A 24,361-nucleotide genomic window follows, 5' to 3' on the forward strand; every position below is an offset into this window, starting at 1 on the left:
TCGCACGCCGCGCAACGCAAACCTGATGATGCGTCGTGGCACGATCTGGCTCATCGACCATGGCGCGTGTCTGCCGTTCCAGCACGATTGGTCGGCAGTCACCGAATCGCATCCCGCGCGGCCGTATGATGTGGCCGGTCATGTCTTCGGCTGGGCCGCCCCAGTGCTCGCCGATGTGCATGCGCAGTGCGCGCCGCTGCTCACCCGCGAGGTGCTGCGTGCCGCCGCGCAGCCCGTGCCCGATGGGTGGATTGGCGGCGATGCGCATCGGCGGCGCGAAGGTGTGGCGGCGTATCTCTGGAAGCGGCTGGCGGCGATGCCGATGCTGTTCGCGGCCACGGCCTCGCCCACGGCCTCGCTGGCGACCTAGGGCTGCCCGTCCGCGGCTGCATCGGCAACGGCATCCACGGCGCTGTCTGCGCCTGCCGACGTGCCCCCTGAGGAAGCGCGAGCCCGCGCCACCGATTCGGCGTGTGCGTCCACCCAGTTCCAGATCGCGCAGGCCGCCTCTCCCAGCGAGGCGCCGCTGGCGGTGAGCTGGTAGTCGACATGCGGCGGCACCACCGGATGAACATGGCGGGTGACCAGCCCATCGCGCTCGAGTTGCCGCAGGGTCTTGGTGAGCATCTTCTGACTGACCCCGCCGACCTGCTGCTGGATGCGCGTAAAACGTTTGGGTGCACCATCTTCCAGCGCTTCGATGAGCAGCAGTGTCCACTTGTCGGCAATGCGCTCGAGCAGCTCCCGGGCCAATCGATCCCGTGCACTGTTCGGATCAAATATAGTATCCATTTGGATAGTATAGCACTTTTAGGTGCCTTGTTGCCAAAGGATACTGTGATTGGCAGACTGAAAGCATGACAACATCACCTGAATCCACCCCGTCCCGCGTCGCCCTCGTGACCGGCGGCTCCCGCGGGATTGGCCGCGCAATCGCCCTGCAGCTGGCCGCCGACGGTTTTGCCGTGGTGGTCAACTACACCGGCAATGCGGCCAGTGCCGCGGAGACCGTCGCGGCCATCGAAGCCGCCGGTGGGCGTGCCGTAGCGCTACAGGCCGACATTGCCGAGGCGGCCAGCGTATCGCGGCTGTTTGCGGAGACGCTGCAGGTCTTTGGTCGGCTCGATGTGGTGGTGAACAGCGCTGGCGTCATGGCCATGGCGCGTGTGGCCAGTGACAGCATCGAGGCCTTTGACCGTATCATCGCCACCAACCTGCGCGGCGCCTTTCTCGTGCTGGCGGAAGCGGCGCAGCATGTCGCGGCCGGTGGACGCATCATTGCGCTGTCGACTAGCGTGATCGCGCTGTCACTGCCCGCCTACGGCCCTTACATCGCGTCGAAGGCTGGTGTGGAAGGGCTGGTGCGTGTGCTCGCCAATGAACTGCGCGGGCGGGAGATCACAGTGAACGCCATCGCACCGGGACCGGTTGGCACGGAGCTGTTCTTCCATGGCAAGACCGAGGCGCAGGTGGCGCACCTCACGAAGCTTGCTCCGCTCGAGCGACTTGGCACGCCCGAGGAAATCGCGCGTGCCGTGTCGTTCCTGGCCGGTCCCGACGGTGGTTGGGTCAACGCGCAGGTACTGCGCGTCAACGGCGGCTACGCCTGACGCTCAGAGCGAGCCGAGCAGGTCGTCGATGGCCTTCTTGTCGGCGTCTTCGAGCGACTGCGCGCCATGAATGATGCGCTGCAGGATGTCGACGGCCTCTTCTGCCAGATCGTCGGGGTGCTTGCGGTCCTTGTCGAAACGCACGATATGGCCGAGCAGAATCGTCTCGAACGGTGACTCTTCGTCGTCATCGTCCTCGTCGTCATCCTCATCGTCCCTGTCGTCGCTGTTGAGCGTGGACTCGTAGCTGGGCACGCTGGCCTTCCATGGCTCGGCGGCGTGTGCGCCCGCCTCGAGGAGTGTGCGCGGAACGAGTGCAAACAGGCGACACTGCAGCCCCGGCGCTTCTTCGTACGCGAACAGACCGAGCGGCACCGCTTCGTCGAAGAGGCGCAGGTCGATCAAGCGCTGGATGGCTTCCACGGGCATGGCCGACCGCGCAACGAGGCGTCCGTCGATGTAGGCCGCGAGCGCCGAAGAATCAGGCGCGCGCGGATCATCGAGGCGGTCGATGGTGACCGTCACCGGTTCCCGTGTGGTCACGAACACCGCGGGACGGTGCTCATCGCCTTCGGGCGTGGCGTCGTCGTCTGGGATTTCGAATTCTTCGGCGGACATCGGATATCTGAACGAAAGGGTGCTTCGGCAGGTTAGGCAACCGCGCGCAATGCGGAAAGGGCCTTACGTCGACCCGGTGACTTCGTTCACATCGGTTCGCTCGAAGACCGCGCCGAGCCAGTGCAGCACGGGGAACAACTCGGCGGCGATCACCAGACTACCGAGCACCGTCGCGCCAAGCACTGTCCAGCCATTCCAGTCATCGGCGAGCCACACCACCAATACCCCGAGACCCACCGGAAAGACCAACGCCACGGCGGCCATGATGGTGGTGAGTCCGGTGGTGAGCAGATTCTGTCCCATGGTCTCGAAGCCACGCGATTCGGTACCAAGGCGAACCCAGGCAGGAAAGAGCAACGCGGTGCCGTTCTGGATGGTGAACATCAGCGCGTTGAAGAATGGCACGGCCACCACAACGGACACGAGCAGTGGGACCGTGGCGCCGCTTTCGAGCAACATGCCGGGATTCTGCAGGAACATCACCAGTGGCACGACCATCAACGACCACACGGTGATGGAATGCAACAGCGTGACGGCCGCGATTTCCGCCATCACGATGCGCCATCCCGGCAGCGGCATGGTCTTGAACATCGCCAGCCGCGGCAGGTCGAGCCGCAGGTCGAAACGCATCCAGAGCGGCCCGATGAAGAGCAGCATGGCGCCCCAGCCAATGGTGATGCCCACGAAGGCGTCGCCGATGCGCTCTGACGCCGTGCGCGTGGCCACGGCCAGTGCGGCCAGGCCGATGGTGAACATGATGAGCTGTGTGCGCCATGCTCCACCGCGCAGGGCCGCGGCGATGTTTTTCCACGCGATCGCGACTTCGGGCGCACCGGTCAGTGCCAGCTTTGGAATGCGCGCCAGCTTACCCGCGCGCGAACGGGCCTGGCCCATCTGCGAGGAGCGGAATCGCTGCAGACGTTCGGCGCGGTGTTGTGTGGCCTCGAGGGCGGCCTCTTCGAACGCCCCGTCGAGGCGCAGTAGCCACACGTAGTGCAGCAGCAGGATACCGGTGGACCACAAAACGGCCACCGGCCACTCGGTGCTGCTGACACGACTGATCGGCGCGATGAGGGTGCGTACCGGCCACAGCGCCACCGATGGCACGGGCGCGTTGAGTGCGCTGACGAACACCTCGAAGGTGGCCCGCATGCCATTCACGCTGGCAGCGTGCAGCATCGGCCAACTGTTGACGATGCCGTAGAGCACTGCGCCGAGCAGCAGCGAAAACACGACGACGGGAATGATCCCTCGCCGCCGCCCCGCGCCGCCGTGTTCGATGGCACTGGCGCGCACGATGCCGGCCGCGAGGCGATGAAAGGCGAGTGTGGTGAACAGCATCCACAGCGCGAGCCCGCGTTGCCATGCGGCCAGCGAGCCGGCATTCCCGCGCAGGATGATCGTGAAGATGACCGTGTTGAGCAGGATGGCGAGCTGCATGCGCACCAGTTTGGCGTGCACCAGTCCGCGTCGCGTGATGGGCGCGGGAAAGAGGAACTGCACTTCTGCGGCGGTGAACGCGAGCGCCCCACGATCGCTGCCGAACAGCCACCAACGCGCGCTGGAGAACAGCAGGAAGGCGCTGCCCAGCACGACGGTGATATCACTGGTGAGCAGCCGGTTCACCGACAGCTCGTTGGCACCGGTGTTTCGGAACAGCGCCCACCACAGGTAGAAGGCGCCAATGCACACGGCCGCCAGATAGCGTGGGCTGCGTACACGCGCGATCTGGCGGCGCAGCCGATTGATGAACGTACGCGCGTACAGGAACTGCAGCGCCGCGGCGGCCCGCAGGGCGGGGTGCGCGCCCGCCGTTTGCTCGGTCATCACTCAGCCCCCGGTGAGGGCAATGAAGATGGCTTCGAGCGATTGCCCTGCGAGTTCCGGTCGTGCGGTCACGATCTCGTCGATGGTGCCGAAGGCGACGGCCTGACCTTGCCGAATGACGAGCAGCCGTGTGCACAGTTCTTCCACCAGGTGCAGCAGGTGGGAGCTGAGAATCACTGCCGAGCCATCACGGGCCCGTGCGCTGATGGTCTCCTTCATGCGACGGATGCCCACTGGATCGAGGCCGGTGAGCGGTTCGTCGAGCAGCAGGGCCTTGGGTTCGTGCAACAGGCCGCAGGCGATGGCGAGCTTTTGCTTCATGCCCCGAGACAGTTCGCTGGGCAGGGCATCGCGCTTGGCGGTGAGCTCCAGTTCTTCGAGCAGCACCGGAATGCGCGGCGCCGCGTCCTGCACCCCGTACAGGCGCGCCACGAACTGCAGATGCTCGGTGACGGTCAGGTAGTCGAAAAGCTGCGGCTCATCGGGGATGAAGGCCAACTGGGCCTTGGCCGCCACCGGTTCGGCCTGCAGGTCGATGCCAGCGATGCGAATGGCGCCCGCCGACGGCTGCAGAATGCCCGCCAATGCGCGCAGCGTGGTGGTCTTGCCGGCGCCGTTGGGTCCAACCAGACCGAGCACATCGCCCGGTGCGACATGAAACGAGAGGGACTGCACCGCGACGGTGTCGCCGTAAAGCTTCGAGTAGCCGACGACGTCGATCACGTAGGGGACATCAGTTGGGGAGCAGCAGGGTCGACGACAACGTAGCGGACAACGTGGTACCCGCGGGGAGGCAGCGTTCCTTGGTGGTGTTGCGCGCGGCGGCGACGGTGCCGGCCGCCGCACCACCGGCCGCGCCGATCACCGCGCCCTTGGTGCTGCCACCAAGCACACGTCCAATGATCGCACCCGCAATAGCGCCGGTGATCACTTTGCCCTTGTCACCGCCCTTGGAGACACTGCGCTCAGTCACGGTCGCGTCAGCCACCTGCACGCCCCCCTCGGCGGCGATGAACTCCCCGTTGAGCTGTACGCCCTTGAGACGGAACACGAATTCTCCATTGGGGCCCGGCTGTCCCAGCTCCACCAGTACCGGTGTGCCGGAGGGGAGCGAGGCGCCATCAGGGCCCGACACCGATTGCGCCAGCGACACCACGAACCGGTCACCGGGGCGATTGGCCAGCGTGCAGATCTCGGCGTTGGTCGCGCCGGCCAGCACGAGGCCGGCCCCCAGACCGCGTCGGCGACCCGGTGCTTCGGCCGGGGCCGAGGGTTCCGCCGCTGGCACCGATGCGGACGTCGTGGGGGCGGGGGCAGGCGATGGTGACGTGCTCTGCGTCGGGCTCGGTTGCGTAACCGGTGGCGCCGGCGTCGTCGAAGGAACGGGCGCAGGTCGATCGGTCCGGCGAGGCGTGGGACGAGGACGTTCCGCGCTCGCGACGGTGGTCGGAGGCGTGGGGCTCGTCGGACGCGGGGCCGCAGGCGCGTTGGGCGCGATGGCGGTGTCGCCGATGGAAACGGCCGACGAAGCCGATGCGGCGAGCGTCAGGTCTCGTGCCAGGGCAGAATCGACCGTGGCGGCCGTTTTCTTATCCCCGCCGCACGCGCTCAGCGTGACGGACAGGCACACGGTCGCAACGGCCATCGTGCGTCCCGTCATGCGGCGCACGGCCAGGCCTCTGTAGGCAAAACCCTGATCAAGTTGCCACATATGATGGACGATAATCTGAAGTCGAACGACGCTGCCACCATCGGACTTCGAGCCGAGGGCCTTCCGATGAGTACGCCGGGAGCAGCACTGCGTTCCCCGTCCTGATCCCGTCAGAATGTCCGCCCGCATGCCCGTCCACGACGTCGAAGTGACTCCGCCGCCCACGGCGCAGCACGTCTTCATCGCCCGCCAACCCATCTTCGATCGTACGCCCCATCGCGTGGCGTACGAGCTGCTGTATCGCGCCTCCCGCGAGGCGACAGCCGCGGCGACGGAGTTGTCGGCCACGTTCATGTGTGGTGATACGGCGCTGCATGCCCTGCTGTCGATCGGGCTCGAGCGCCTGACGGCCGGAACCAAGGCCTTTGTAAACATCACCGAAGATCACCTGCTGGGCGATCTGTACAAGATCTTCGATAGCCAGGCGGTCGTTCTCGAACTGCTGGAAAGTATCGATGGCACCCCGGCGGTCGTGGACGCCTGCGAGCGTGCCATCGCCGAGGGGTATGTTCTGGCGCTCGACGACTACGACGGCCGGGCATCGCTCGATCCGCTGCTGCCGCTGGCGTCGATCGTGAAGGTGGACGTGTTGCCGCATACACGAACGGGAACACTTCAGGCGCTTGCTCCCCTTGTGGCCCGCCTCAAGGGGTTTGGGCTCACGGTGCTGGCCGAGCGGGTGGAGACGGCGGAGGAACTGGCCGAATGCAAGGCGATGGGTTTCGACCTGTTTCAGGGCTATGTGTTCAGCAGGCCCGAAACGCTGGACGGTCGGGCAGCCAATGTGCATCAGGCGGCGGTATTCCAGATCGTCTCGATGCTCAACGAACCGCGTGTCACCGAACGGGACTTGGAGAACGCGTTCCGTGTGCACCCGTCGTTGTCGTTCACCCTGCTCCGCATCGTGAACTCCGCGTCGTTTGGCGGCCGGAGTGTGGATTCCATTTCGCACGCAATTCGCCTGGTGGGGCGCGAAGCGTTGTCGCGTTGGATGATCATCATGCTGGTCGCCTCGGTGGGATCGCGCAGCGCGGTGGCGCACGAAGCGGTGATGACGGCGCTGGTGCGCGGCCGTTTCTGCGAAGAGGTGAGCGCGCATGCGGGGCACGCCGATCCGTCGGCACGTTTTCTGGTGGGGCTGCTCTCGCGCATGGACGTGCTGCTTGGCCTGCCGATGGAGCAGGTGCTGGAGCGGTTGCCGGTGAGCCAGGACGTGCGCGATGCGCTGCTGTTGTCGACGGGGCCGCATGCCGATGTGTTGCGACTGGCCGATGCGTACGAGCGGGCCGACTGGGACCTGGTGGAGCAGGAAGTGCCGGGCATGCGCGCGGTGTTCACGGAGTTGTACACCGAGTCCGTGATCTGGTCGGGCGACCGACTGGCGAGCGCGGCGCCGCAGTAACCGCGGAACGGTTCCGATCGGAGATCGGCCAAGCAAAAATCGCCGTCGTGCTTTCGAGCGCGACGGCGATTCTGCATTGCAGCACGTGAAGATCAGTACGTCTTCTTGAGCGGTTCCGTGATGCTGTTCACGATCGAGTCCCGCTTTCCACTCGCCAGTTCGGCCGCGTTGGCGGCGCTTTCGGGCACGACGGTGAACGGAATCAGCACCGAGATACGCCGATTGGCCGGCGCCTTCGGGTCGTTGAGGACCCGGGGCTTCGTGTCGGCATAGCCACGCACTTCGCTGATGCGCTTGGGCTCGATACCGGCCGCCTGCAGTACGCGACGTGCCGCATTGGCGCGATCGGCGGAGAGTTCCCAGTTGGTGTACGACGCGTCGCGACCGAATGGCGCCGAGTCGGTGTGGCCCTCGATGATCAGCGACTGCGCGATGGGTGCGAGTTCCTGACCGATGAGCTGGAGCGTGAGCACCGTGGCGGTGTTCATGCGCGACGAACCAATCGGGAAATACACGTCGCCGCGATCCGACTCCACCAGCTCGATACGCAGACCTTCCTGCGTCACCTGCACATCCACCTGCGCGTTGAGGCGCTTGAGCGAATCGCTGGTGGCGAGCTTGTCGAGAATGGCCTGGCGCATCTGCTCGAATGTGCGCTGCTCCGTGGAGCGCACGATCATGCGCATCGGCGAGCGTTGCAGCGCGTTGACCGCGGAGCCTGTGCCCAGCGGGCTCGAGCCGGCACCATAGCCCTTCTTGTAGCCCACCGGATTGGCGAAGTAGCCCTCGATGGCCTGCTTGGTCTTGTCGTCCATGCCGAGGATCCACATCACCATGAAAAAGGCCATCATGGCGGTCACGAAGTCGGCGTAGGCCACCTTCCATGAACCACCGTGGTGTCCACCACCACCCATGACCTTCTTCTTGACGATGACGATCTTCTTGCCACCACGAGCGGCCATGACTTACGCCGCCTTCTTGCGCGTGAGCTCTTCCAGCTCGGTGAAGCTCGGGCGTTCGTGCGGTTCGATGTTGCGGCGCGAGAATTCCACGGCCGTCATCGGGGCATCACCACGGGCGAACGACAGCAGCGCGGTGCGGATGCAGAGCATGTAGTCATGCTCGGCGTGCAGGCGGTTTTCCATGGCCTTGGCGACCGGACCGAACACGCCGTACGCGAGCAGAATGCCGACGAACGTTCCGACGAGCGCGGCGGCCACCTTTTCACCGATTTCGGAGGCGGCGCCACCGATCGAGCCCATCGTGATGATAACGCCGAGTACGGCGGCCACGATGCCGAAGCCCGGCATGGCGTCGCCGACGGCGGTGATGGCGTGCGGAACGAGCATGCCCTCGTGATGGTGCTTTTCGAGGTCGACGTCGAGGATGTCGGCGAGGTTGTGATCTTCCACCGTGCCCGTCAGCAGCACCTTGAGCGTGTCACAGAGCAGGGACACCGCGTGGTGGTTGTTGGTGAACGACGGGTACTTCTGGAAGATGTCGCTGGTTTCCGGCGATTCGATGTGCGCTTCGAGGCCGACCAGACCGTCCTTGCGGGCCTTCTGGAAGACTTCGTAGAGTACCTGCAGCAGCTCTGCATATGCCGACGCGCCGTACGGGTTCGGCTTCAGCAGGCCAAGCGTCTGGCCAATGCACGCCTTGAGTACCGCCGGTGGGTTGGCGATGATCAGTGTACCAAGACCGGCGCCGCCGATGATGATGAATTCGTTGATCTGAACCAGCACCGCGAGTTGGCCATGGTGCATGACATAGCCACCGATGACGGAACCGAAGACAACGACCAGGCCAATAATGACAAACACGCGAGAGATTCCCGGGTGCGAGTGGAGAAGTCAGCGATGACCGCGCGTGGACACCAGGACCCGGGGGTCGGCGTCGCGCGCTGGCTCACGGTACATGACGATTTGCTGCGCGGGCTGGCACATGCGGTGAGCAACCGTCTGGCGACGGTGTCCGCGCTGGCCGGCATGCTGGAGGGCGACAGCGCCCCGGACCCACGTTTCGTGCGCGGGCTGCAGGGCGACGCCGAGCAGCTCGAGGGGTTGCTGCAGACGCTGCGCATGCTGCCGCGGCGTGAAGAATCGAGTGTCGAGCCGATGCTGGTGAGCGATGCGGCCGATGCGGCGCGTCGCCTGGTGGAGCATCATCCCGCCCTGCGCGACGTGACCGTCCAGGTGGAGGCTCTGAACGACGTCATGCCGGTGCTGGCCGACGCCACGGCGCTGACCCATGCCACGGCGGTGTGTCTTGTGGCCGCCGCTCGCGGGCTCGGCAGTGCACGCACCATCACGCTGACTCTGGCTACCGCTGGTGACGAGGTGCAGCTCCGTGCTGTGGCTACCGATGCCGCTGCCGGCGACGACGCCCTGGATGCCATCGACCGGGCAGCCATCGACTGGCTGCTGTCCGCGAGTCATGGCCGCGCCGACAGTGCACCGGGGTGCGGCATCGGCGTGACCACCCTCCAGGCATCGCGTCGACGCGCCTGACATCAGGCGTTCTCGGTAGTGGCCGGCACCTGTACCGCCGCGTCGGTCGGAGAGGATGCGGGTGCCGGTGCCACGGGGGCGCCAAGGGCTGCGAGCCATGAGGCATCGGCGGGCGCCGCTGCACGCTGGTTTTCCTGGGCGACCTGCTGCGCGATCTCGCCACGCAGGATCTTGACGTTGCTCGGCGCTTCAATGCCGATACGCACGCCGCCCCGGTCGCAGGAAACCACGACGATGCGGATACCGCCGTCGATGATGATTGAGTCGCCTTCGCGACGTCCAAGAATAAGCATCGCCGTCAGACGAGGTTGAGCAGTGTCTTGAGCATCTCGTCCGCTGCGGTGATCATCTTCGCGGCAGCCTGATACGATTGTTGCACGCGTAGCATGTTCACCAGCTCTTCGTCGGTGTTGACTCCACTGACCGACTGCCGACGGAGGTCGGCTTGCTGGACGAGATTCTCCGCCACCGCGGCGGAGTCGGTGGCCGCGGCCGTGTCCACACCAAGGCGGGTGACGAGGCCACGGAAGAAACCAAGGAACGACCCTGTCTCGGTGGTGCCGTTGGGAGCGTTCCATGTGACAGTGCCGTCAGCGATGCGCAATGCTGCGAGCGCCTGGGCCGCGCCATTGCTGGTGGGCGCGTTGGCGTCATTGCTCGCGGCGATCTTGCCCGCGTCCAGCGCAATCACCGAATCGAGCTGGAGGTTCGACGCGCGCACGGGATTGCCGACCGTGCCCGGCTGGAAGAAGTTGCCGGCCGCAGTGCCCGGTACCGTGGTGCCCGAGAAGACGTAGCCGCTGGTGTGGGCGTTGTTCACCGCCGTGACGAGCTGGCTCGCCATCGCATCCAGACGACCGCGCGTGGCCGGGATATCCTCGTTGACCACCTGCACGATGGCCGCGAGTTCACCACCCAACGGCGCGAGGCGGTCGGGCGAGTTGCCCAGGCGGATCTTCACCGGCACATCGGTGAGCGGTACCGCTGGCGTGGGGACCGGCGGATCCAGCTGCACCGACACCTTGTTCCAGGTGTCGGCTTCCACCAGCGTCGAATTGCCGATGACCACCGTCACCGTGCCATTCGGCTGGTTCACCACACGCGTGCCGGCTACCTTCGCGAGCTCGTCGAGCCGCAGGTCGCGCATGTCACGCAGGTCGTTTGCCGTGTTGCCGTTGCCTTCGCTGGCGAGAATGCGCGTGTTCAGCTCGGCGACCTGAGAGGCCAGCGCATTGATGCGGCCGGCGGTGCTGTCGAGGAGCTCGAGGTTCGACGTGCGCTCCTGCGTGAGCTGCGTGTCGTACTCGTTGAACAGCTGTCCGAGCTGACGACCCCGCTGCTGCACCACGGCCTTGGCCGCGAGGCTGTTGGGCTGCGCGGAGAGGTCGCTCCAGGAATTCCAGAACTGATCGAGGGCATTGGCCATGCCCGTTTCGCTCGGCTCGCCGAATACGCCCTCGACCTTCTGCATCAGGTCGCGGCGCATGGTGGAGTTGCCAGCCAGGACATTGGCCGAGCGATAGTTGTCGTCGAGCAACAGATCGCGCTTGCGCTGGATCGTTGCCACATGCACGCCAGTACCGACGTTGCCGGCGGAAAGGCGAACGGGAGTATTGGCCGCCAGCACGACCTCCTGCCGCGAATAGCCCGGCGTCTCCGCGTTCGCCACATTGTGCGAAATCGTCTGGAGCGCGGTCTGGTGCGACAGTAGTGCGCTGCGCGCGATGCTGAACAGGCCTGCTCCCATCTTACACCGTCCGGTTCACGAGCACGCCGCGGGAACCGGCGGGCGTCGTGGGAAGGACGCCTTCGGACGCGTACGTGGCCGACATGGCCGCGCCTCCGGTGAGCGTGCGAACATGCTGGTTGGTGTTACTGAGCGCTTCGCGCAGGAGCTTGCGGTTCATACCCACTTCCCGCGTGAGCACGTCGGCCGCCAGTTGGAGGCGAAGACGGGCATCGCGCAGCCGCTCGTCGACCAGATCGCCGAGCAGTTCTTCGAGTTCGCGCAGCGTGCACTCCTCGGAACCACCGAGCAGCACGTTGAGCTGGCGCCGGCGCTGACGTGCCTGACCGAGCGTGGCCAGGATGCGGTGCGTGGCAAAGGTGCTTTCGTCGACGCTGTCGATGTCGTCGGATCCAACGGCCGAGCGCTGGCGACGCATCTGCACGATGAGATCATCGAGCAGGCGCCGTTCGCTGAACAGCGCGTCGTAGAGCGCCTCGAGCATCGCGGGCGAAACGCTCACGGTGCGCGTTGCGGTGTCAGGTGCGAGCAGAGTCGTCGGCGACATCAGTTCGTGGGTGAAACGGTGTTCATGGACGCCACATCGGAAGACTGGTCTGCAGGGCTGGCGGGCAGAAAACCGCGCAGCTGACGGTACAACGCCTCGGAAAGACCACTCCCCATCTGATTGGGAGTTTCGGCAGCAAGGTGCTCATCCATCAGTGCCGTGAACATGTCTTCACCGGCACCGCCTGAAACGAACCCTTCCTGCTGTGGAACGGTCTCCCGCATGACCTTGAAAAGCTGTTGGACGAAGAGGCCTTCGAGCTGCTTCGCCGACTCACGCAGCTTGGTGTCAGCATCAGCGGAACGGGGAGTGCTACTGGTCGCGCTCGTGACAACCTTTGCGCGGGATGAAACGGCGTCGATCATCTGACGATCACCTCAGCGGTAATGGCACCGACTTCCCGCAGGGCGGCGAAGATGGCGGCGATTTCGTTCACCGGGGTTTGTACGGCATGGAGGGCCGTGGCGACGCGCTGCACCGGGATACCGGCCGGGAGACGCACGCTGCCGGGGATGGCGGCGGTGTCATTGTCGGCCAGCTTGCCGATGGCCAGCGTGATGGCGCCATGGCTGACGGTGGCCGAACCGACCACCATGTCGCCGCCGGCGACCACGGTGCCATCGCGGCCGTCGATCACCAGGCGTGGACGCGCTTCCGGCGCGATGGCCAGTTCGCGGATCTTCGCCATGGCGAGCGGCTTGGAGCCCGAATCGGCCAGCGTGATGATCACTGCGCCTTCGTCTTCCACCAGAGCCGTCTTCTCGCCCATCGCGCCGTTGATGGCGGTGGCGATCTTGGTAGCCATGGCGAGGTCGGGTTCACGGAGCAGCAGCCGCGACACGGCGGCCATGGCCGGACGCGGCAGATCGGCTTCGAGCACACCACCGGTCGGAATGCGTGCTGTCGTTTCGTGCGTCGGCGTGTAGCGCTGCACCGCACCGCCGTCGCTCACCAGCAGGGCGCCCTGCGCCGAAGCGAGTGCGGGACCGTTGGCGTCGGCCACCAACGGCGTCATGTACAGCACACCGCCGCGCAGTGAACGGGCATCGCCCATGCTCGAGACGTGAATCTCGAAGCGGCCACCGGCGCGCAGGAACGGTGAGACTTCGGCCGTCACCAGCACCGCGGCAACGTTGCGCATGCGGATGAGATCTGCAGGGACTTCGATGTTGAAGCGGCGGAGCGTGTTGATGACGCCCTGCACCGTGGGTCCGGCCGTCTGGCCACCGATGGCGCGGTCACCCGTGCCGTCGAGACCCACCGCGAGACCGTAACCCACCAGGCGAACCGGCATCGCCCCTTCCTGCGCGGTGAGGTCGCGAATCTTGACGTCGTTCTGGGCCTGCAGGGCGGACGGTGCAAACACCGCCAGCGAGAGCGCCACCGCGCGAACGATGCGCATGGAAGAAATGATCACGGCCAGAGTGCTCCAAGCACCTTGGTGAGGATGCCCTGCTTGGGCTTGCCAAGCGGGCCGGGAGAGGCGTAGCCGATCTGCAGGTCCGCCACGCGGCTCGATTCGACGAGGTTGGACACCGAGATGTCCTGCGCCCGCACCCAGCCGGTGAACACGATGTCCTGCTTCGACTTGTCGACGTCGATGATCTTCGTGCCCTTCACCTGCAGCAGGCCGTTGTGGCCCACCGAGACGACGCGCACGCTGAGTTCGTTCTGGAAGCGGTTCTCGCGGCGCGCCTGGCCACGCTGCGTCTGGTCGGCGGCGTTGCGCGAGTCGATGCCGACGCTCTTGGAGCTTTCGGGCAGACGCGCATTCACCGACAGACCACGCGTACGCGTATCCGTCGAGACGTTCTCCTTCACCGCGGTGGTGATCGTGTAGTCGTCCACCAGCACCGTGATGATGTCACCCACCGCGAAGGCGCGGCGATCGGCTGTCCACGACGCGCGCGGCGTGATGGTCGGAGCCGGCGGCACACCAGGCGCAGCATTCGCCGTGGCCGCACCAGTCGGTGCAGCGCCCGTCGCCGCCGCACCCGCACCCGCACCTGCAGGCTGGCCGGTGGGCTGGGCCTGGGCGATGAGCTGCTTCGGGGTGCCGAGCACGATGGCGCCGGCAGCACCGAGAATGGCGACGGTCTGCAGCAGCCGTGAACGCAGAAGTTCGGTCATGGCAAAGTCTCAGCGAAGGCGAACAGTATTCGGCGCGATGGCGATGCCATCGAGTCGACGATTGCTGCCGATGCGCACACTGACCGGTGCGCCCACGGCGGCGGTATTGGTGGCCACGCCCGCGAGGACGAGGCGAAGCGGACCATCCTGCCAGATGGCCGTCACGGCGGCGCCGCTGGTGACCACGGGCGGCGCCATGACGGCCGGCGCGCGCAGCACTTCACCAGCCGCGATGTTGCGACGCGTGACCCAGCCCGCGGCGGGACGCGTGGTGTCCGGGGCGATCGAGCTCCAGCGCCACACGATCGTGGTGTCCACGAGCGTGATGTCGTCCGCCTGCAGCGTCTCGCCGCGTGCAATCGCACGGGCGGCCACGGCGAGCGTGACCTGACGCTGGTCCCGTCGCAGCGATGACAGCTGCGGCGACGTGGAGGACGCGGCGGAAACCTGCGCGACCGGCGCCGGTGTGTTGGACACCTGCGCGTGCAGTGCACACGCGGCGCCCAGCGACATGGCGACGACCACGAGGATGCGGGAAGCCCAGAGCGGCATGGTGCGGTCTTACCGGGCGATGTTGTTGGCGATCTGACCCATCTCGTCGGCAGTCTTGATCGCCTTCGAGTTGATTTCGTACGCGCGCATCGCGGCGATCATCTCCACCATTTCCTGCACGATCTCGACGTTCGACCCTTCGAGGCTGTTCTGCTGCAGGCGGCCCATGCCGGAGTCATTCGGGAAGCCGATCACCGGCTGACCGGACGCCGCCGTCGGCGCGAGCAGGTTCTGACCGAGCGAGAGCAGGCCCGACGGATTGGCGAAGCGCGCCAGTTCGAGGCGGCCGATTTCGGTCGGCTGGATGTCGTTGCCACGACGCACACTCACCACGCCCGTGGCGGACACGGTGAATTCCGACGCGTCATCGGGAATGCGCACGGGCGGCTGCAGCGCGTAGCCGGAGCTCGTCACGAGCACACCCTGATCGGAGATCTGCAGGCTGCCGTCGCGCGTGTAGGCCGTCTCGCCCGAGGGCAACTGGATCTGGAAGAAGCCTTCGCCTTCGATGGCGATATCGAGATTGCGCCCCGTCTCTTCGATGGGCCCCTGCTCATGCAGGCGCTGCACACCGGCCAAGCGCGTACCGCGACCGACCTGGATGGCGGGGGTGATCTGCGTGTCGTTCTCGCCGAGGACCTGCTGACCCTGCACGGTCTGATAGAGCAGGTCTTCGAAGTGCGCACGACTCCGCTTGAAGCCGGGCGTGTTCACGTTGGCGAGGTTGTGGGCGATGACTTCAGTACGTGTCTGCTGCGCCATCATGCCGGTAGCGGCGGCGCGAAGTGCCGGATCCATATGTGCTCCTTAGGCTGGCTTGGCGAGGTCGGTCACGGCGATCCCGCGTACCGCATCGATGGTGGACAGGGTCTGCTGCGCGGCGCCGTAGCGATGCAGCACGGTCAGCATCTCGGTCATCGCCGACATCGGATTCACGTTCGATTCCTCGAGGAAACCCTGCTTTACCGTGCGTTCGGTGGGCGGGATGACCTGGCGTGAAGCGTCGGGGATGAAGCGGGTGCCACCTTCGTGCTCGAGATCGGTGCCGGACGCGACGCGTTCCACGCGAAGCCGCTGCTGGGGCTTCCCGTTCACGGTGATCAGGCCGGTGGCGTCGACTTCGACGGTTCCCTGGGGGAGGGAGATGGCGCCGTTTTCGCCGAGGACCGGGTTGCCCTGGTCATCGGTGAGGCGGCGGTTGGCGTCGAGTCGGAAGTTGCCGTTGCGGACGAACCGTTCCCCGGCGGGGGTGTCCACCACGAAGAACCCGTCCCCTTCGAGCGCGAGGTCGAGGGAGTTGTGGGTTTCGGTGAGGGTGCCGGGGGTGAGGTCGACCGCGGTGTCGGCCTTGGCCAGCTGGTTGCCCATCATGCGTGCAAACGTCGTCTCCGCCTTGAAGCCGCGGGTGGACGCGTTGGCGAGGTTGTTGGCGAGCACCTGCTGCTTGCGCTCCAGCATCTGGAGCGCCGAAGCGGCACTGGACAACCCATTGTTCTGAACGGGACCTGGCATGTCGTGATCGGGATAGGGTGCACGAACTCACCAGGTGAGAAAGCAATGGGCGGGCCACAGCGCGGCGGGTGTCGTGTTTTGTGTTAAGTCATTTCACTGCAACGTCTTGTGTTTGAGGGCGGCAAATCGTGCCGCCGAGTTCAGCGGCCAGGTGGGCGGCAATTCGTGCCGGATTGGGGGTGTGGCGGCTGGAGTTGCCGCAGATGGATGGGGTGCTTTTCGTTGGTGCCGCACATCCTCCCGGTATTGTGCAATGTGGGACAAGGCGCTTTTATGGCATTTGGTGGTCGCATTGTACGACTTGTCACCTATTCAGTGCTTTCTGTCGTAGAGTGAATTCGAACGGAAGGGATTTCATGATCATTGCGTTGCGCATGCCCTATGAGCTGATGAGAAAGGTGGAGTGCGCTTTCCCCCGGGGTAGCCAACCATTCCATGTATCTTATGTCGATGAGCTGATCGGGGTGCTCAGTCCTCCATGTGGCGCACTGATGCTGGCTCCTCTTCCTGCGATGGGCGACTCTGGATTGCTGGGTCAGCTAGAAGCGTTTCGGCGTGCGTATTCCTGGGTTCCCTTGATGGTGGTCGCAGCGCCAGCGGCATTTGAGTCTCTGGAGATGGCGGCAAGTGTTGGTCGTCTGGGCGCGCTACTGGTGGATATCGGGAGATCCGGTTGGCATGAGCGGCTGCAACAGGTCGCCTTCGCCGCTCACCGCGAAACGCTGAGCGCGATGGTTTGGAGTCATGCGAACCTACGACTCTCTGGCGCAGCCGAAACGCTGTTCCGGGTCGCATTGCGCCTGGCGCATGAACCTTGCTCCGTGCCTCAATTGGCGATGGCCAGCGGCATGTCCGAGCGCGGAATGCGAAAGTACTGTGAACGCTGGGGGATACCGAACCCGCAACGAATCATTGTATGGGCCCGGGTACTACTCGCGACCTATCTCTTGGATCGGTCGGGCGGAAAGCCTCGCGAGGTCGCGCGGCAACTGGGATTTCTGACGGTGGACAATCTGCGCACCATGATGTGGCGACACGGTTGCTCGTTCTCTCGGCCAATGGAGAGCGGTACAAGGATGGCCTTTGTGGTGAGTGCGATTCAGGAGTACTTCGATCAGCCAGTCGCTGCCGATGCTTCAATGACTTTTTCACCCGCGCAGTGGCCGATTGAGAACGGCAACGGCCGATTGGAGAATTGATAAGTGGTGGAAGGTGCCAGAGGTTGATCTCGTCACACGAGATCGAAGAGTCTGTCGCCACTTGGAAGGGTTTTCGGAATGGCTTGTGTGTCAATCTCAACTGAGAAGCGACGGTTGATGGCAGCACTGCCGAGGGTCGTTCTCTCCATGCTCTTGCTGTCGAGCTGCAAAGGCGTTGATGGCAACGCGAGCACTGCGGAGGCGCTTGAGGTGGTCGTCCTGGTGGATCCGGTGTCTTGTCGCATCACCGCAGCCGTGGGAAGCAAATTCCGCGAGTTACGGGAGATGGCGGGCTTTCGTGCGCGCGCCTATTTGGTGGGAATAGCCCCCTCGTCGCGAGAGGAAACGCGCAGCATCGCAGCACTTTTTGCATTGCCGGCGGACACAGAGGTGTTGAGCAGGCATGACGCAGAAGTTCTGCGTGGCTACGAACAGGGGGCGGCGTCAGTCATTCTTCGCGTGGCAGGCCGGCGGATAGCTGTGATCTCTGGTCAGGACGGCGAAGATGTTCTGTCAGAGGCGATAGCAGACCTGTCGCGACTGAAAACGGTCAGCCGCGACGAAGTTCAGAAAAAATCGATTGATGTGTCATCCTCAGGCCGGGCACAATGAAGATGAGAAGCCGCTATTGCTTCTATATGGTGTTGTGGTGCGTCGGGGTGTTCCGGCAGGCTGAAGCTCAGGTGCCGGTACGAACGGTTCAGGTGCGAAGCACCCCGCTCGAAGAACAAGTTGGCAATCCGGCAGCCTTGGTGGGGTGTTCGCGATCCATGGCCTTCTTTGACTTTTCCGGAGCGGTCATTCGTCGTCTCGATGCTGCTGGCAAAGCGACGGGACGCTATGCCAAGGCCGGAGGAGGGCCGGGAGAGCTCCGCAGTTTCGGCGGAATGCAGTTCGATGGTAGCTGTCGCATCTGGATTGCGGATGCCGGCAATTCGAAGGTGATGGTATTCGATGACCGGTGGGGTTCGGTCGCAGAGTTCTCCGTGCAAAGTCCAGTCGAACGGCTGGCTCCTCTCGCGAAAGGAACGTCGGTCCTCGCGGTGCCGAATTCTGTTCTGGAAATGCTGCATCTGCTCGACGCCAATGGAAATTTGCTGAAAAAAATTCCGTTCCCAGAAGATCTTCAGACACTCAATCCGATAGCTCGTAGTCGGTACCTGGCGCGCGTCAATGATAGTCTGGCCATTGTGCAGTTTCGTTGGTTCGATCGGCGCGTGCTGGTCAATGCGGGTGGCATGGTCGTCGCGGACACCAAAGGGGCAGGCCCGGTGCCAAAGGTCATCGAGATGTCTCTCGGCGGAAGCAGTCGTGCGTATCGGATAGATCCCGCCTCCATAGAGTTTGCCAGCAACATCGGGATGCGCGGCGATACGCTAATGGTGATTCGTGGACAGCCCGCGATGAAGAAAGGTGAACTGCAGACTCGTTCTCGCATTGTCCGCATTCTGGCAACGAGTGGTCGTGTGCTGGATGAACTGGAGATCCCCGTCGGAATCCAGATGATCACTGCGACCGCCCGAGCCGTGTATGGAATCGGTGAAACAGAAGACGGGTATGCGCTGCACGAACTGCGTTGGTAAGTGCCATCGCAGGGATGGTCCACCCGTTGGCAGAGGAAGACGACGATGAAACGAACTGTATTGGCACTTCTGGGAGCTGCATGCATGGCGTCCGCGAGTGTCGCGTTCGCGCAAGTCACCGCTGCGCGAAATGTTGCCGCTCCGAAGGAGGATTGCAGGTGCAGCAGCTGTTCCCCCGGTGACCAGGATTGTGTCTACATCACATGCTCCGGCGGTGGGTCGGGGATGTGCAAGGGAAAGTACAACGACACCTGAGTCTGCATCTTGTCGGGCGCCGTTCGCGGCGCCCGACCCACACTGAAGGGAGTGTCCTATGTCCAAAAGCGAGCGCATTGTTGCCGGGGTGCTGGTTGTGTTGACCTGTGCCTTCAGCCTCATCGCATTGCTTGTTCGCCCCGTGCCGGCAAGCTCGCCTCGCGCGCAGGAAATGAGATTGCTCACTCCTCAGCAGTGGCAAGGAGTCATTGATGCAGGGGTTCTGGTGGGTTTGCCTCGAGCCCCGATTCAGGTCGCAATTTTTTCAGACTATCAATGCCCTGCTTGCAAGCGCTTCCGTAATGTAGAAGCGGCCATGCGAAAGCAGTACGCGGACTCGGTCGCTTTTGTCTACGTTCTGTTGGCTTTGCAGCAACACGAACAGTCGCGATGGGCTTCATCTTTCGCCGAATGCGCTCTCCAGCAAGGGGCGTTCGAAACAGCACATGACATGCTGTTCGAAAAGCAGGATTCACTGGACGTGATTGCCAGTGAGCTGGCCAAGCGCCTTCCTGTGAGTGATCAGAATGCTCTGCAGGTTTGTGTTCAGGAGCGCACCCAACAGTCCTCACGCTTGGCGCAAGCGATACGGATGGCCGACGAGATCGGACTCGCGGGGACGCCGACGGTGATCGTCAACGGAACGCGGTTCGTCGATGTACCTACCAAGGCAGAGATCGACTCATTGGTGGCGAGTCGAAACAATCGCTAAACGAGGCCGTCTGGCTTACACTGCCCGGTCGGATGTGATACCGACCCGGCACGGACAAATGGCGTTGGTCATGTGATTTTCTGAAATCTGCAGGAGGGGGCGGCGACTGAGGCGCCGGGCATGCTACCTTAAAGACTCTCAGGCAGAGTTTTTTCGGCTTTCTTCCGCCCACGTGAGACGATCAGCCCACATACTCATTGGTTTGTGTGCACTGCCACTGATGGCGGGTGCCGCTTGGCAGGCACGCACCGTCGTCGATCAGCGGGGCAAGACCCATGAGTTCCGCACCCCTGCTGAGCGGGTGGTCACGATCGCCATTCCACTGTATTGGCACTTCCTGACCGTTGATGGCAGTGAGAAGCGCGTGGTGGGCGCCAATGCCGTGGCAGTGGAGCAGATGCGCGATGGCATCGTGTCCCGGGTATTTCCCGGCGCCTCGGCGGTGCCCACGGCCGTCACCCGCGGGGGCACGTTCACCCCCAACGTGGAAGCGCTGCTGGCCCTCCAGCCGGATGCGATCTTTCAGTGGGCGGATCGCGGCAATGCGCTGGTGGACGTGCTCGATGCCGTCGGGTTGCGCACGCTGGGCGTGAAAAACACCAATGCAGAGTCGGATATCGATGCCTGGATCCGCATGAGCGGCGCGGCGGCTGGCAAGGTCGCACGCGCCGACTCGATCATTCGGTATATGCGCGGCGGCAACAACCGGTTCGACGCGATGACCGCGAATATTCCCGCGACCCAGCGGCCGCGCGTGCTGATGCTGACCGAGTACTCGCGGCAGATCACACCCAGCGGGCCGGCGTCGTATGGCAACCTCATTATCCGTCGTGCGGGCGGCATCAATGCCGCGACCGCCGATGGTACGGTGAGCATCGAGCAGGTACTCGCGTGGAACCCCGAGGTCATCCTGCTCACCCCCTTCGAGAGCAAGACGCCGGCGGATCTCATGCGTGACCCGTTGTGGTCCCGCACACCGGCCGCGCGCGCTCGGCGTGTCTACAAGTTGCCGTTTGGCCTGACGCGGTGGGGTGGCTATGGACCGGAGTCACCCATGTTGCTCGCCTGGCTGACCACCTTGCTGCACCCTGCGCAGCCCGGCATCGCGTTGCGCGACGAAATGCGTGCAGCCTACCGCACGCTGTATCGGTTCAATGCCACCGATGCCGACCTCGATCAGGTACTGCAGATGAACGTCAATCGTGCGTCGGCCGGCTATGCACGCTTCCAGGCGACGTCGCGTCCATGACGGACACCGGAACTGTGCACGAGCAGCAGAGCCGCCGCGTGCGACTCGTGTTGCTGGCGCTGAGTGTGCTGCTCGGGGCGTTGATGCTCTTGTCGCTATGCCTGGGCCGATATCCGGTCTCCCCGCTGACAGCGCTGCAGATCCTGTGGAGCGGCATGACCGGCTTCGTACCCAGTGTCGCCGCTTGGACGGACACCGATGTCCTGGTGGTGAGCACCGTGCGGCTGCCGCGGGTGTTGGTGGCGGCCATTGCCGGTGGAGCGCTCGGGCTGAGCGGGGCCACGCTGCAAGGATTGTTTCGCAATCCACTGGTCGGGCCGCAGGTGGTTGGCATCTCCAATGGTGCAGCCTGGGGCGGCGTCGTCGCGATTCTGCTGGGGGCGAATTTTGTTGGCGCGCTTGCGTGGACGTTCGGCTTTGCGATGCTCGCGTTGGTGGCTGTTTTTGCCCTGAGTCGCCTGAGTGGTAACACCAGCATTCTGTCCGTCGTGCTGGCGGGCATCATCGTTAGTGCGTTCTTCACCGCCCTGGTGGGGCTCGCTGAGTTCCTGGCCGACGCCGAGCGTCAGTTGCCGGGCATCGTGTACTGGTTGCTTGGCAGCTTTGCGACGGTCACCAGCACTTCACTGTGGGTCATCGGGGTGCCCGTCCTAGTGGCAGGCGTTCCGCTGCTCTTCATGCGGTGGCACGTGAACGTGCTCTCACTCGGCGACGAGACGGCGACTGCGTTGGGCCTTCGTGCACCACAGTTGCGTTGGCTGGTGTTGTGTCTGGTGGCGATGCTGGTGACGGCGCAGGTATCAGTGAGTGGTGCGGTAGGCTGGGTGGGGTTGGTGGTGCCGCACATCGCGCGGCGTCTCGTGGGGCCCAATCACCAGGCGCTGATGCCCGCGTCCACCTTGTTGGGCGCTCTCTATCTGCTGGGCATGGACGACATCGCGCGCACGATGGCCGAACAGGAGTTGCCGATTGGTGTGTTGACGGCGTTGGTGGGTACGCCGGTCTTTGCGGTGGTGTTCTGGCGATCGCAGGCCAGGGGGTGGGTGCGTGAGTGACGACGTGAGCAACGCCATGGATGCTGATGCAGTGGTGCTGCGTGATGTCTCGTTCGCCTATCGTGCGGGCACGCCGGTCGTCGCACGGTGCTCGTTGCGCGCGCCACGCGGCCGCATTCTGGCATTGCTCGGTCCCAACGGTAGCGGCAAGACCACGCTGCTCAAGCTGATTGCTGGTGCACTGGCGCCCGATCAGGGCGTGGTGGAGCGCGCTGGACTGGTAGGCTATGTGCCACAACTGCTGCATCTCAGTTTCGCGTACTCGGTGCTGGATGTGGTGTTGATGGGGCGTGCCAGGAAGATCGGATTGTTCGCCACACCCTCGCGGCGGGACGTCGACGCCGCGATGACAGCGCTGGGCCGAGTCGGGATGAAGACGTTTGCCGACCGCTCGTTCGATGAGCTCTCAGGTGGCGAGCGGCAGCTGGTGGCGCTGGCGCGTGCTCTCGCAGCGGATGCCGAGATCCTGGTGCTGGACGAGCCCACGTCGGCGCTGGATCTGCGGCATCAGGAAATCGTGTTGCGATGGATGCAAACGCTGGTGCGAGACGATGGGTTGACGATCGTGTTCAGTACGCACCAGCCACAACATGCCGATGCGGTGGCGCACGATGTGGCGCTGGTGCACGGCCCGGGGCGTGTGGACGTGGGGCCCGCCGAGCAGATGCTGGAGGCTGGGTTGGTAGGAAGCTTGTTTGGCGTCGCGATGCGGCGTGTCGTCGCCAATCCACAGCGAGACCCCGAGGGTACGCTCGTCGTGGACTTTGCAATCGCTCGGTATCGAGGAATGCATCGCTACTGACCGCTACGGATGGATCTGGAGAACCAATGCTGATGCATCAATGTTGCAGCGACACTGCTCGTCGTCCCTTCACAAGAGTTCTGCTCGCTCTTGTCACGTTGGCGCTCGGGTGTTCGGCGGAAACGCCCCGCGCTGCGGTCATGGAAGGGACGTCCATGGACAGCAGTGGTGTGAAGATTGTCTCATTTGATAGCCTGCCCGTCGCCGACGGGCCGTTACGGTTGGAAAGCCGGCCATGGCTTCAACTTGGTGGGCTGCATGAGAATGACAGTCTCGAGTTCGATGCTCGCGGCTTCGAACTGACTGCGGCGGAACTGGCTTCGGGTGAGATCGTTGTTGGCGACCATCAACGCCTGAAGTATTTCCAGCGCTCAGGCAAGCTGCTGCACATCGTCGGACGGGCAGGACACGGCCCTGGTGAGTTCACTCCGATACGACAGCTTTGCGCACAGTCCGATTCGACACTCTCTGTCATCGACTTCAATGGTCGGTGGTCGCAATGGGATAGGGCAGGCAACCATCGACGTACAACAGAGCGCCTGGGCCTGGTTCCCTTCTATGGATGTTCGCCGGACGGAACGATGCTGGCTCAGAGGGCTGATCTCTCCGCACCGACCCCCTCCTCCAGCAGGCGTCGTTTGCTCGACACAAAGGTCTATGGGCGCGACGGTGCTGTCGTTCACGATCTCGGAGCGCTCTCGGCGTCGGAGGTTTTCAGTCAGCTGTTCTATGATCCGGGGTTTGCATTGACGGCGCAGTCTGTGATCGTCGGCGATCCTCGCACATTCGAGGTACGATCGTATGATCTCGATCGACGAGTCGTGACTGCCATGTGGCGCGTGAAGAATGCTCTTCGTCCACTGACTACGGAAAGCTGGGATTCTCTTGTGCAGTCGAGCATCCCAAGCAACAACACGCCCGCCAACCGCCAGCAGATGGTCGCGGTCTGGACACGCATAGGGAAACCAGACGCGTACCCCGCTTTCTGGAGGCTCCATCGCGATTCGGCATCCCGCATCTGGCTCGGCGTCTATTTCGACACTCGACGCCAGATCGTCCTGGATGTGGAGAGTGGGCGGCTGTCACGCCTTACGATCCCTATCGATGCGAAGTACAGACCTTCGATTGCCGGGTTCACCTCGGTCGGTCCAATCGTCCGGCACTTTGACGATGACGGAGCGGTTCGGCTCAGCTTCTATCGCGTTGTTGACAACCGATAGACCCGCACCGTCTCGACCTCATCCTCATCGGTGGTGATACCGAGGATGGTGTCGCCGTTCACCGTTGTGATCTGCAGATCGGGCGGTACGTGAACGACGCCAAGAAAGTGTCCATCGGTG

27 protein-coding genes and 1 pseudogene are annotated in these 24,361 nt (G+C 64.1%); 12 read left to right on the forward strand and 16 right to left on the reverse strand.

The genetic code is table 11. The annotated features are described in order from the left end of the window. Positions 1-370 (forward strand): annotated as a pseudogene (locus VGE27_RS15790) (aminotransferase class I and II); the annotation flags it as partial. On the opposite strand, the gene VGE27_RS15795 reads toward VGE27_RS15790, so the two are convergent. Further along, positions 367-792: a helix-turn-helix domain-containing protein gene (locus VGE27_RS15795; protein WP_331050635.1), complete on the reverse strand. Its 426-nt coding sequence runs from the start codon at positions 790-792 to the stop codon at positions 367-369. The pseudogene VGE27_RS15790 and the gene VGE27_RS15795 overlap by 4 nt on opposite strands. Before the next feature lie 65 nt (positions 793-857). Here VGE27_RS15795 and VGE27_RS15800 point away from each other — a divergent pair, with 65 nt between their 5' ends. Next, the gene (locus tag VGE27_RS15800; RefSeq protein ID WP_331050636.1) at positions 858-1,610 is read left to right on the forward strand and encodes an SDR family oxidoreductase; all 753 of its coding nucleotides are present in this window, start codon (positions 858-860) and stop codon (positions 1,608-1,610) included. Positions 1,611-1,613: 3 nt separating this feature from the next. On the opposite strand, the gene VGE27_RS15805 is transcribed toward VGE27_RS15800, so the two are convergent. The 4 genes from VGE27_RS15805 to VGE27_RS15820 form a co-directional block, all read right to left on the reverse strand. After that, positions 1,614-2,228, reverse strand: coding sequence for a hypothetical protein (locus VGE27_RS15805; RefSeq protein WP_331050637.1), 615 nt, complete (start codon positions 2,226-2,228; stop codon positions 1,614-1,616). Between the two features lie 63 nt (positions 2,229-2,291). Next, complete coding sequence (locus VGE27_RS15810; protein WP_331050638.1) at positions 2,292-4,055, reverse strand: putative ABC exporter domain-containing protein; 1,764 nt, start codon at positions 4,053-4,055, stop codon at positions 2,292-2,294. A gap of 3 nt (positions 4,056-4,058) precedes the next feature. Further along, a complete protein-coding gene (locus VGE27_RS15815; protein WP_331050639.1) occupies positions 4,059-4,778 on the reverse strand; it encodes an ABC transporter ATP-binding protein in 720 nt (239 codons plus the stop codon). A 10-nt stretch (positions 4,779-4,788) separates the two neighbouring features. Next, a complete protein-coding gene (locus VGE27_RS15820) occupies positions 4,789-5,766 on the reverse strand; it encodes a hypothetical protein (RefSeq protein ID WP_331050640.1) in 978 nt (325 codons plus the stop codon). Between the two features lie 127 nt (positions 5,767-5,893). Between VGE27_RS15820 and VGE27_RS15825 the strand changes: the two genes are divergently transcribed. Continuing rightward, positions 5,894-7,168, forward strand: coding sequence for an EAL and HDOD domain-containing protein (locus tag VGE27_RS15825; protein WP_331050641.1), 1,275 nt, complete (start codon positions 5,894-5,896; stop codon positions 7,166-7,168). A gap of 92 nt (positions 7,169-7,260) precedes the next feature. Here VGE27_RS15825 and VGE27_RS15830 read toward each other — a convergent pair whose 3' ends face one another. Then, on the reverse strand, positions 7,261-8,130 hold the full coding sequence (locus tag VGE27_RS15830; protein ID WP_331050642.1) for a flagellar motor protein MotB: 870 nt from the start codon (positions 8,128-8,130) through the stop codon (positions 7,261-7,263). Between the two features lie 3 nt (positions 8,131-8,133). Next, positions 8,134-8,991, reverse strand: a complete 858-nt coding sequence (motA, locus tag VGE27_RS15835) for a flagellar motor stator protein MotA (RefSeq protein ID WP_331050643.1) — start codon at positions 8,989-8,991, stop codon at positions 8,134-8,136. Between the two features lie 36 nt (positions 8,992-9,027). On the opposite strand from motA, the gene VGE27_RS15840 reads away from it, so the two are divergent. After that, positions 9,028-9,678 (forward strand): hypothetical protein, encoded by a 651-nt coding sequence (locus VGE27_RS15840; protein ID WP_331050644.1) that lies wholly within the window; start codon positions 9,028-9,030, stop codon positions 9,676-9,678. A gap of 2 nt (positions 9,679-9,680) precedes the next feature. On the opposite strand, the gene VGE27_RS15845 is transcribed toward VGE27_RS15840, so the two are convergent. Genes VGE27_RS15845 through VGE27_RS15885 form a run of 9 tightly spaced genes read right to left on the reverse strand, consistent with a single transcriptional unit; the run spans position 9,681 to position 16,166 of the window. Further along, entirely contained in the window at positions 9,681-9,971 is a 291-nt protein-coding gene (locus VGE27_RS15845; RefSeq protein WP_331050645.1) for a carbon storage regulator, read from the reverse strand. A gap of 5 nt (positions 9,972-9,976) precedes the next feature. Further along, positions 9,977-11,425 (reverse strand): flagellar hook-associated protein FlgK, encoded by a 1,449-nt coding sequence (gene flgK / locus VGE27_RS15850; protein WP_331050646.1) that lies wholly within the window; start codon positions 11,423-11,425, stop codon positions 9,977-9,979. Between the two features lies 1 nt (position 11,426). Further along, complete coding sequence (gene flgN, locus VGE27_RS15855; RefSeq protein WP_331050647.1) at positions 11,427-11,972, reverse strand: flagellar export chaperone FlgN; 546 nt, start codon at positions 11,970-11,972, stop codon at positions 11,427-11,429. Then, complete coding sequence (locus tag VGE27_RS15860) at positions 11,972-12,337, reverse strand: rod-binding protein (RefSeq protein ID WP_331050648.1); 366 nt, start codon at positions 12,335-12,337, stop codon at positions 11,972-11,974. The genes flgN and VGE27_RS15860 overlap by 1 nt, the downstream gene beginning before the upstream one ends. Beyond that, the gene (locus VGE27_RS15865) at positions 12,334-13,389 is read right to left on the reverse strand and encodes a flagellar basal body P-ring protein FlgI (protein ID WP_331050649.1); all 1,056 of its coding nucleotides are present in this window, start codon (positions 13,387-13,389) and stop codon (positions 12,334-12,336) included. The genes VGE27_RS15860 and VGE27_RS15865 overlap by 4 nt, the downstream gene beginning before the upstream one ends. After that, entirely contained in the window at positions 13,386-14,102 is a 717-nt protein-coding gene (locus tag VGE27_RS15870; RefSeq protein ID WP_331050650.1) for a flagellar basal body L-ring protein FlgH, read from the reverse strand. Before VGE27_RS15870 ends, VGE27_RS15865 begins: the two co-directional genes overlap by 4 nt. A 9-nt stretch (positions 14,103-14,111) precedes the next feature. Beyond that, positions 14,112-14,654 carry a flagellar basal body P-ring formation chaperone FlgA gene (gene flgA, locus VGE27_RS15875; RefSeq protein WP_331050651.1) on the reverse strand — a complete coding sequence of 181 codons (543 nt, stop codon included), beginning with the start codon at positions 14,652-14,654 and terminating at the stop codon, positions 14,112-14,114. Between the two features lie 9 nt (positions 14,655-14,663). After that, a complete protein-coding gene (gene flgG, locus VGE27_RS15880; protein WP_331050652.1) occupies positions 14,664-15,452 on the reverse strand; it encodes a flagellar basal-body rod protein FlgG in 789 nt (262 codons plus the stop codon). 9 nt (positions 15,453-15,461) lie between these two features. Continuing rightward, the gene (locus VGE27_RS15885) at positions 15,462-16,166 is read right to left on the reverse strand and encodes a flagellar hook-basal body protein (RefSeq protein WP_331050653.1); all 705 of its coding nucleotides are present in this window, start codon (positions 16,164-16,166) and stop codon (positions 15,462-15,464) included. A 356-nt stretch (positions 16,167-16,522) separates the two neighbouring features. Between VGE27_RS15885 and VGE27_RS15890 the strand changes: the two genes are divergently transcribed. The 8 genes from VGE27_RS15890 (at position 16,523) to VGE27_RS15925 (ending at position 24,241) form a co-directional block, all read left to right on the forward strand. Then, positions 16,523-17,365 carry a hypothetical protein gene (locus VGE27_RS15890; protein WP_331050654.1) on the forward strand — a complete coding sequence of 281 codons (843 nt, stop codon included), beginning with the start codon at positions 16,523-16,525 and terminating at the stop codon, positions 17,363-17,365. Between the two features lie 147 nt (positions 17,366-17,512). Then, positions 17,513-17,977, forward strand: coding sequence for a hypothetical protein (locus VGE27_RS15895; protein ID WP_331050655.1), 465 nt, complete (start codon positions 17,513-17,515; stop codon positions 17,975-17,977). Then, positions 17,974-18,948, forward strand: coding sequence for a hypothetical protein (locus tag VGE27_RS15900; RefSeq protein WP_331050656.1), 975 nt, complete (start codon positions 17,974-17,976; stop codon positions 18,946-18,948). The genes VGE27_RS15895 and VGE27_RS15900 overlap by 4 nt, the downstream gene beginning before the upstream one ends. Before the next feature lie 313 nt (positions 18,949-19,261). Continuing rightward, the gene (locus tag VGE27_RS15905; protein ID WP_331050657.1) at positions 19,262-19,915 is read left to right on the forward strand and encodes a DsbA family protein; all 654 of its coding nucleotides are present in this window, start codon (positions 19,262-19,264) and stop codon (positions 19,913-19,915) included. Positions 19,916-20,135: 220 nt separating this feature from the next. After that, positions 20,136-21,164 carry an ABC transporter substrate-binding protein gene (locus VGE27_RS15910; RefSeq protein WP_331050658.1) on the forward strand — a complete coding sequence of 343 codons (1,029 nt, stop codon included), beginning with the start codon at positions 20,136-20,138 and terminating at the stop codon, positions 21,162-21,164. After that, positions 21,161-22,219 carry an iron ABC transporter permease gene (locus tag VGE27_RS15915; protein WP_331050659.1) on the forward strand — a complete coding sequence of 353 codons (1,059 nt, stop codon included), beginning with the start codon at positions 21,161-21,163 and terminating at the stop codon, positions 22,217-22,219. Before VGE27_RS15910 ends, VGE27_RS15915 begins: the two co-directional genes overlap by 4 nt. A 4-nt stretch (positions 22,220-22,223) precedes the next feature. Next, the gene (locus VGE27_RS15920) at positions 22,224-23,021 is read left to right on the forward strand and encodes an ABC transporter ATP-binding protein (RefSeq protein WP_331050660.1); all 798 of its coding nucleotides are present in this window, start codon (positions 22,224-22,226) and stop codon (positions 23,019-23,021) included. Between the two features lie 155 nt (positions 23,022-23,176). Continuing rightward, on the forward strand, positions 23,177-24,241 hold the full coding sequence (locus VGE27_RS15925; RefSeq protein ID WP_331050661.1) for a hypothetical protein: 1,065 nt from the start codon (positions 23,177-23,179) through the stop codon (positions 24,239-24,241). Positions 24,242-24,361: the final 120 nt, after the last annotated feature.

Source organism: Gemmatimonas sp. (assembly GCF_036405635.1).
Classification (GTDB): domain Bacteria; phylum Gemmatimonadota; class Gemmatimonadetes; order Gemmatimonadales; family Gemmatimonadaceae; genus Gemmatimonas.

Excerpts from the sequence above, each read along its gene's own strand:
- VGE27_RS15795 (WP_331050635.1), bottom strand. The coding sequence starts at position 792 with ATGGATACTATATTTGATCCGAACAGTGCACGGGATCGATTGGCCCGG.
- VGE27_RS15800 (WP_331050636.1), top strand. The coding sequence starts at position 858 with ATGACAACATCACCTGAATCCACCCCGTCCCGCGTCGCCCTCGTGACC.
- VGE27_RS15805 (WP_331050637.1), bottom strand. The coding sequence starts at position 2,228 with ATGTCCGCCGAAGAATTCGAAATCCCAGACGACGACGCCACGCCCGAA.
- VGE27_RS15810 (WP_331050638.1), bottom strand. The coding sequence starts at position 4,055 with ATGACCGAGCAAACGGCGGGCGCGCACCCCGCCCTGCGGGCCGCCGCG.
- VGE27_RS15820 (WP_331050640.1), bottom strand. The coding sequence starts at position 5,766 with ATGTGGCAACTTGATCAGGGTTTTGCCTACAGAGGCCTGGCCGTGCGC.
- VGE27_RS15825 (WP_331050641.1), top strand. The coding sequence starts at position 5,894 with ATGCCCGTCCACGACGTCGAAGTGACTCCGCCGCCCACGGCGCAGCAC.
- VGE27_RS15830 (WP_331050642.1), bottom strand. The coding sequence starts at position 8,130 with ATGGCCGCTCGTGGTGGCAAGAAGATCGTCATCGTCAAGAAGAAGGTC.
- VGE27_RS15840 (WP_331050644.1), top strand. The coding sequence starts at position 9,028 with ATGACCGCGCGTGGACACCAGGACCCGGGGGTCGGCGTCGCGCGCTGG.
- VGE27_RS15845 (WP_331050645.1), bottom strand. The coding sequence starts at position 9,971 with ATGCTTATTCTTGGACGTCGCGAAGGCGACTCAATCATCATCGACGGC.
- flgK (WP_331050646.1), bottom strand. The coding sequence starts at position 11,425 with ATGGGAGCAGGCCTGTTCAGCATCGCGCGCAGCGCACTACTGTCGCAC.
- flgN (WP_331050647.1), bottom strand. The coding sequence starts at position 11,972 with ATGTCGCCGACGACTCTGCTCGCACCTGACACCGCAACGCGCACCGTG.
- VGE27_RS15860 (WP_331050648.1), bottom strand. The coding sequence starts at position 12,337 with ATGATCGACGCCGTTTCATCCCGCGCAAAGGTTGTCACGAGCGCGACC.
- VGE27_RS15870 (WP_331050650.1), bottom strand. The coding sequence starts at position 14,102 with ATGACCGAACTTCTGCGTTCACGGCTGCTGCAGACCGTCGCCATTCTC.
- flgA (WP_331050651.1), bottom strand. The coding sequence starts at position 14,654 with ATGCCGCTCTGGGCTTCCCGCATCCTCGTGGTCGTCGCCATGTCGCTG.
- flgG (WP_331050652.1), bottom strand. The coding sequence starts at position 15,452 with ATGGATCCGGCACTTCGCGCCGCCGCTACCGGCATGATGGCGCAGCAG.
- VGE27_RS15885 (WP_331050653.1), bottom strand. The coding sequence starts at position 16,166 with ATGCCAGGTCCCGTTCAGAACAATGGGTTGTCCAGTGCCGCTTCGGCG.
- VGE27_RS15890 (WP_331050654.1), top strand. The coding sequence starts at position 16,523 with ATGATCATTGCGTTGCGCATGCCCTATGAGCTGATGAGAAAGGTGGAG.
- VGE27_RS15895 (WP_331050655.1), top strand. The coding sequence starts at position 17,513 with ATGCTCTTGCTGTCGAGCTGCAAAGGCGTTGATGGCAACGCGAGCACT.
- VGE27_RS15900 (WP_331050656.1), top strand. The coding sequence starts at position 17,974 with ATGAAGATGAGAAGCCGCTATTGCTTCTATATGGTGTTGTGGTGCGTC.
- VGE27_RS15905 (WP_331050657.1), top strand. The coding sequence starts at position 19,262 with ATGTCCAAAAGCGAGCGCATTGTTGCCGGGGTGCTGGTTGTGTTGACC.
- VGE27_RS15910 (WP_331050658.1), top strand. The coding sequence starts at position 20,136 with ATGGCGGGTGCCGCTTGGCAGGCACGCACCGTCGTCGATCAGCGGGGC.
- VGE27_RS15915 (WP_331050659.1), top strand. The coding sequence starts at position 21,161 with ATGACGGACACCGGAACTGTGCACGAGCAGCAGAGCCGCCGCGTGCGA.
- VGE27_RS15925 (WP_331050661.1), top strand. The coding sequence starts at position 23,177 with ATGGACAGCAGTGGTGTGAAGATTGTCTCATTTGATAGCCTGCCCGTC.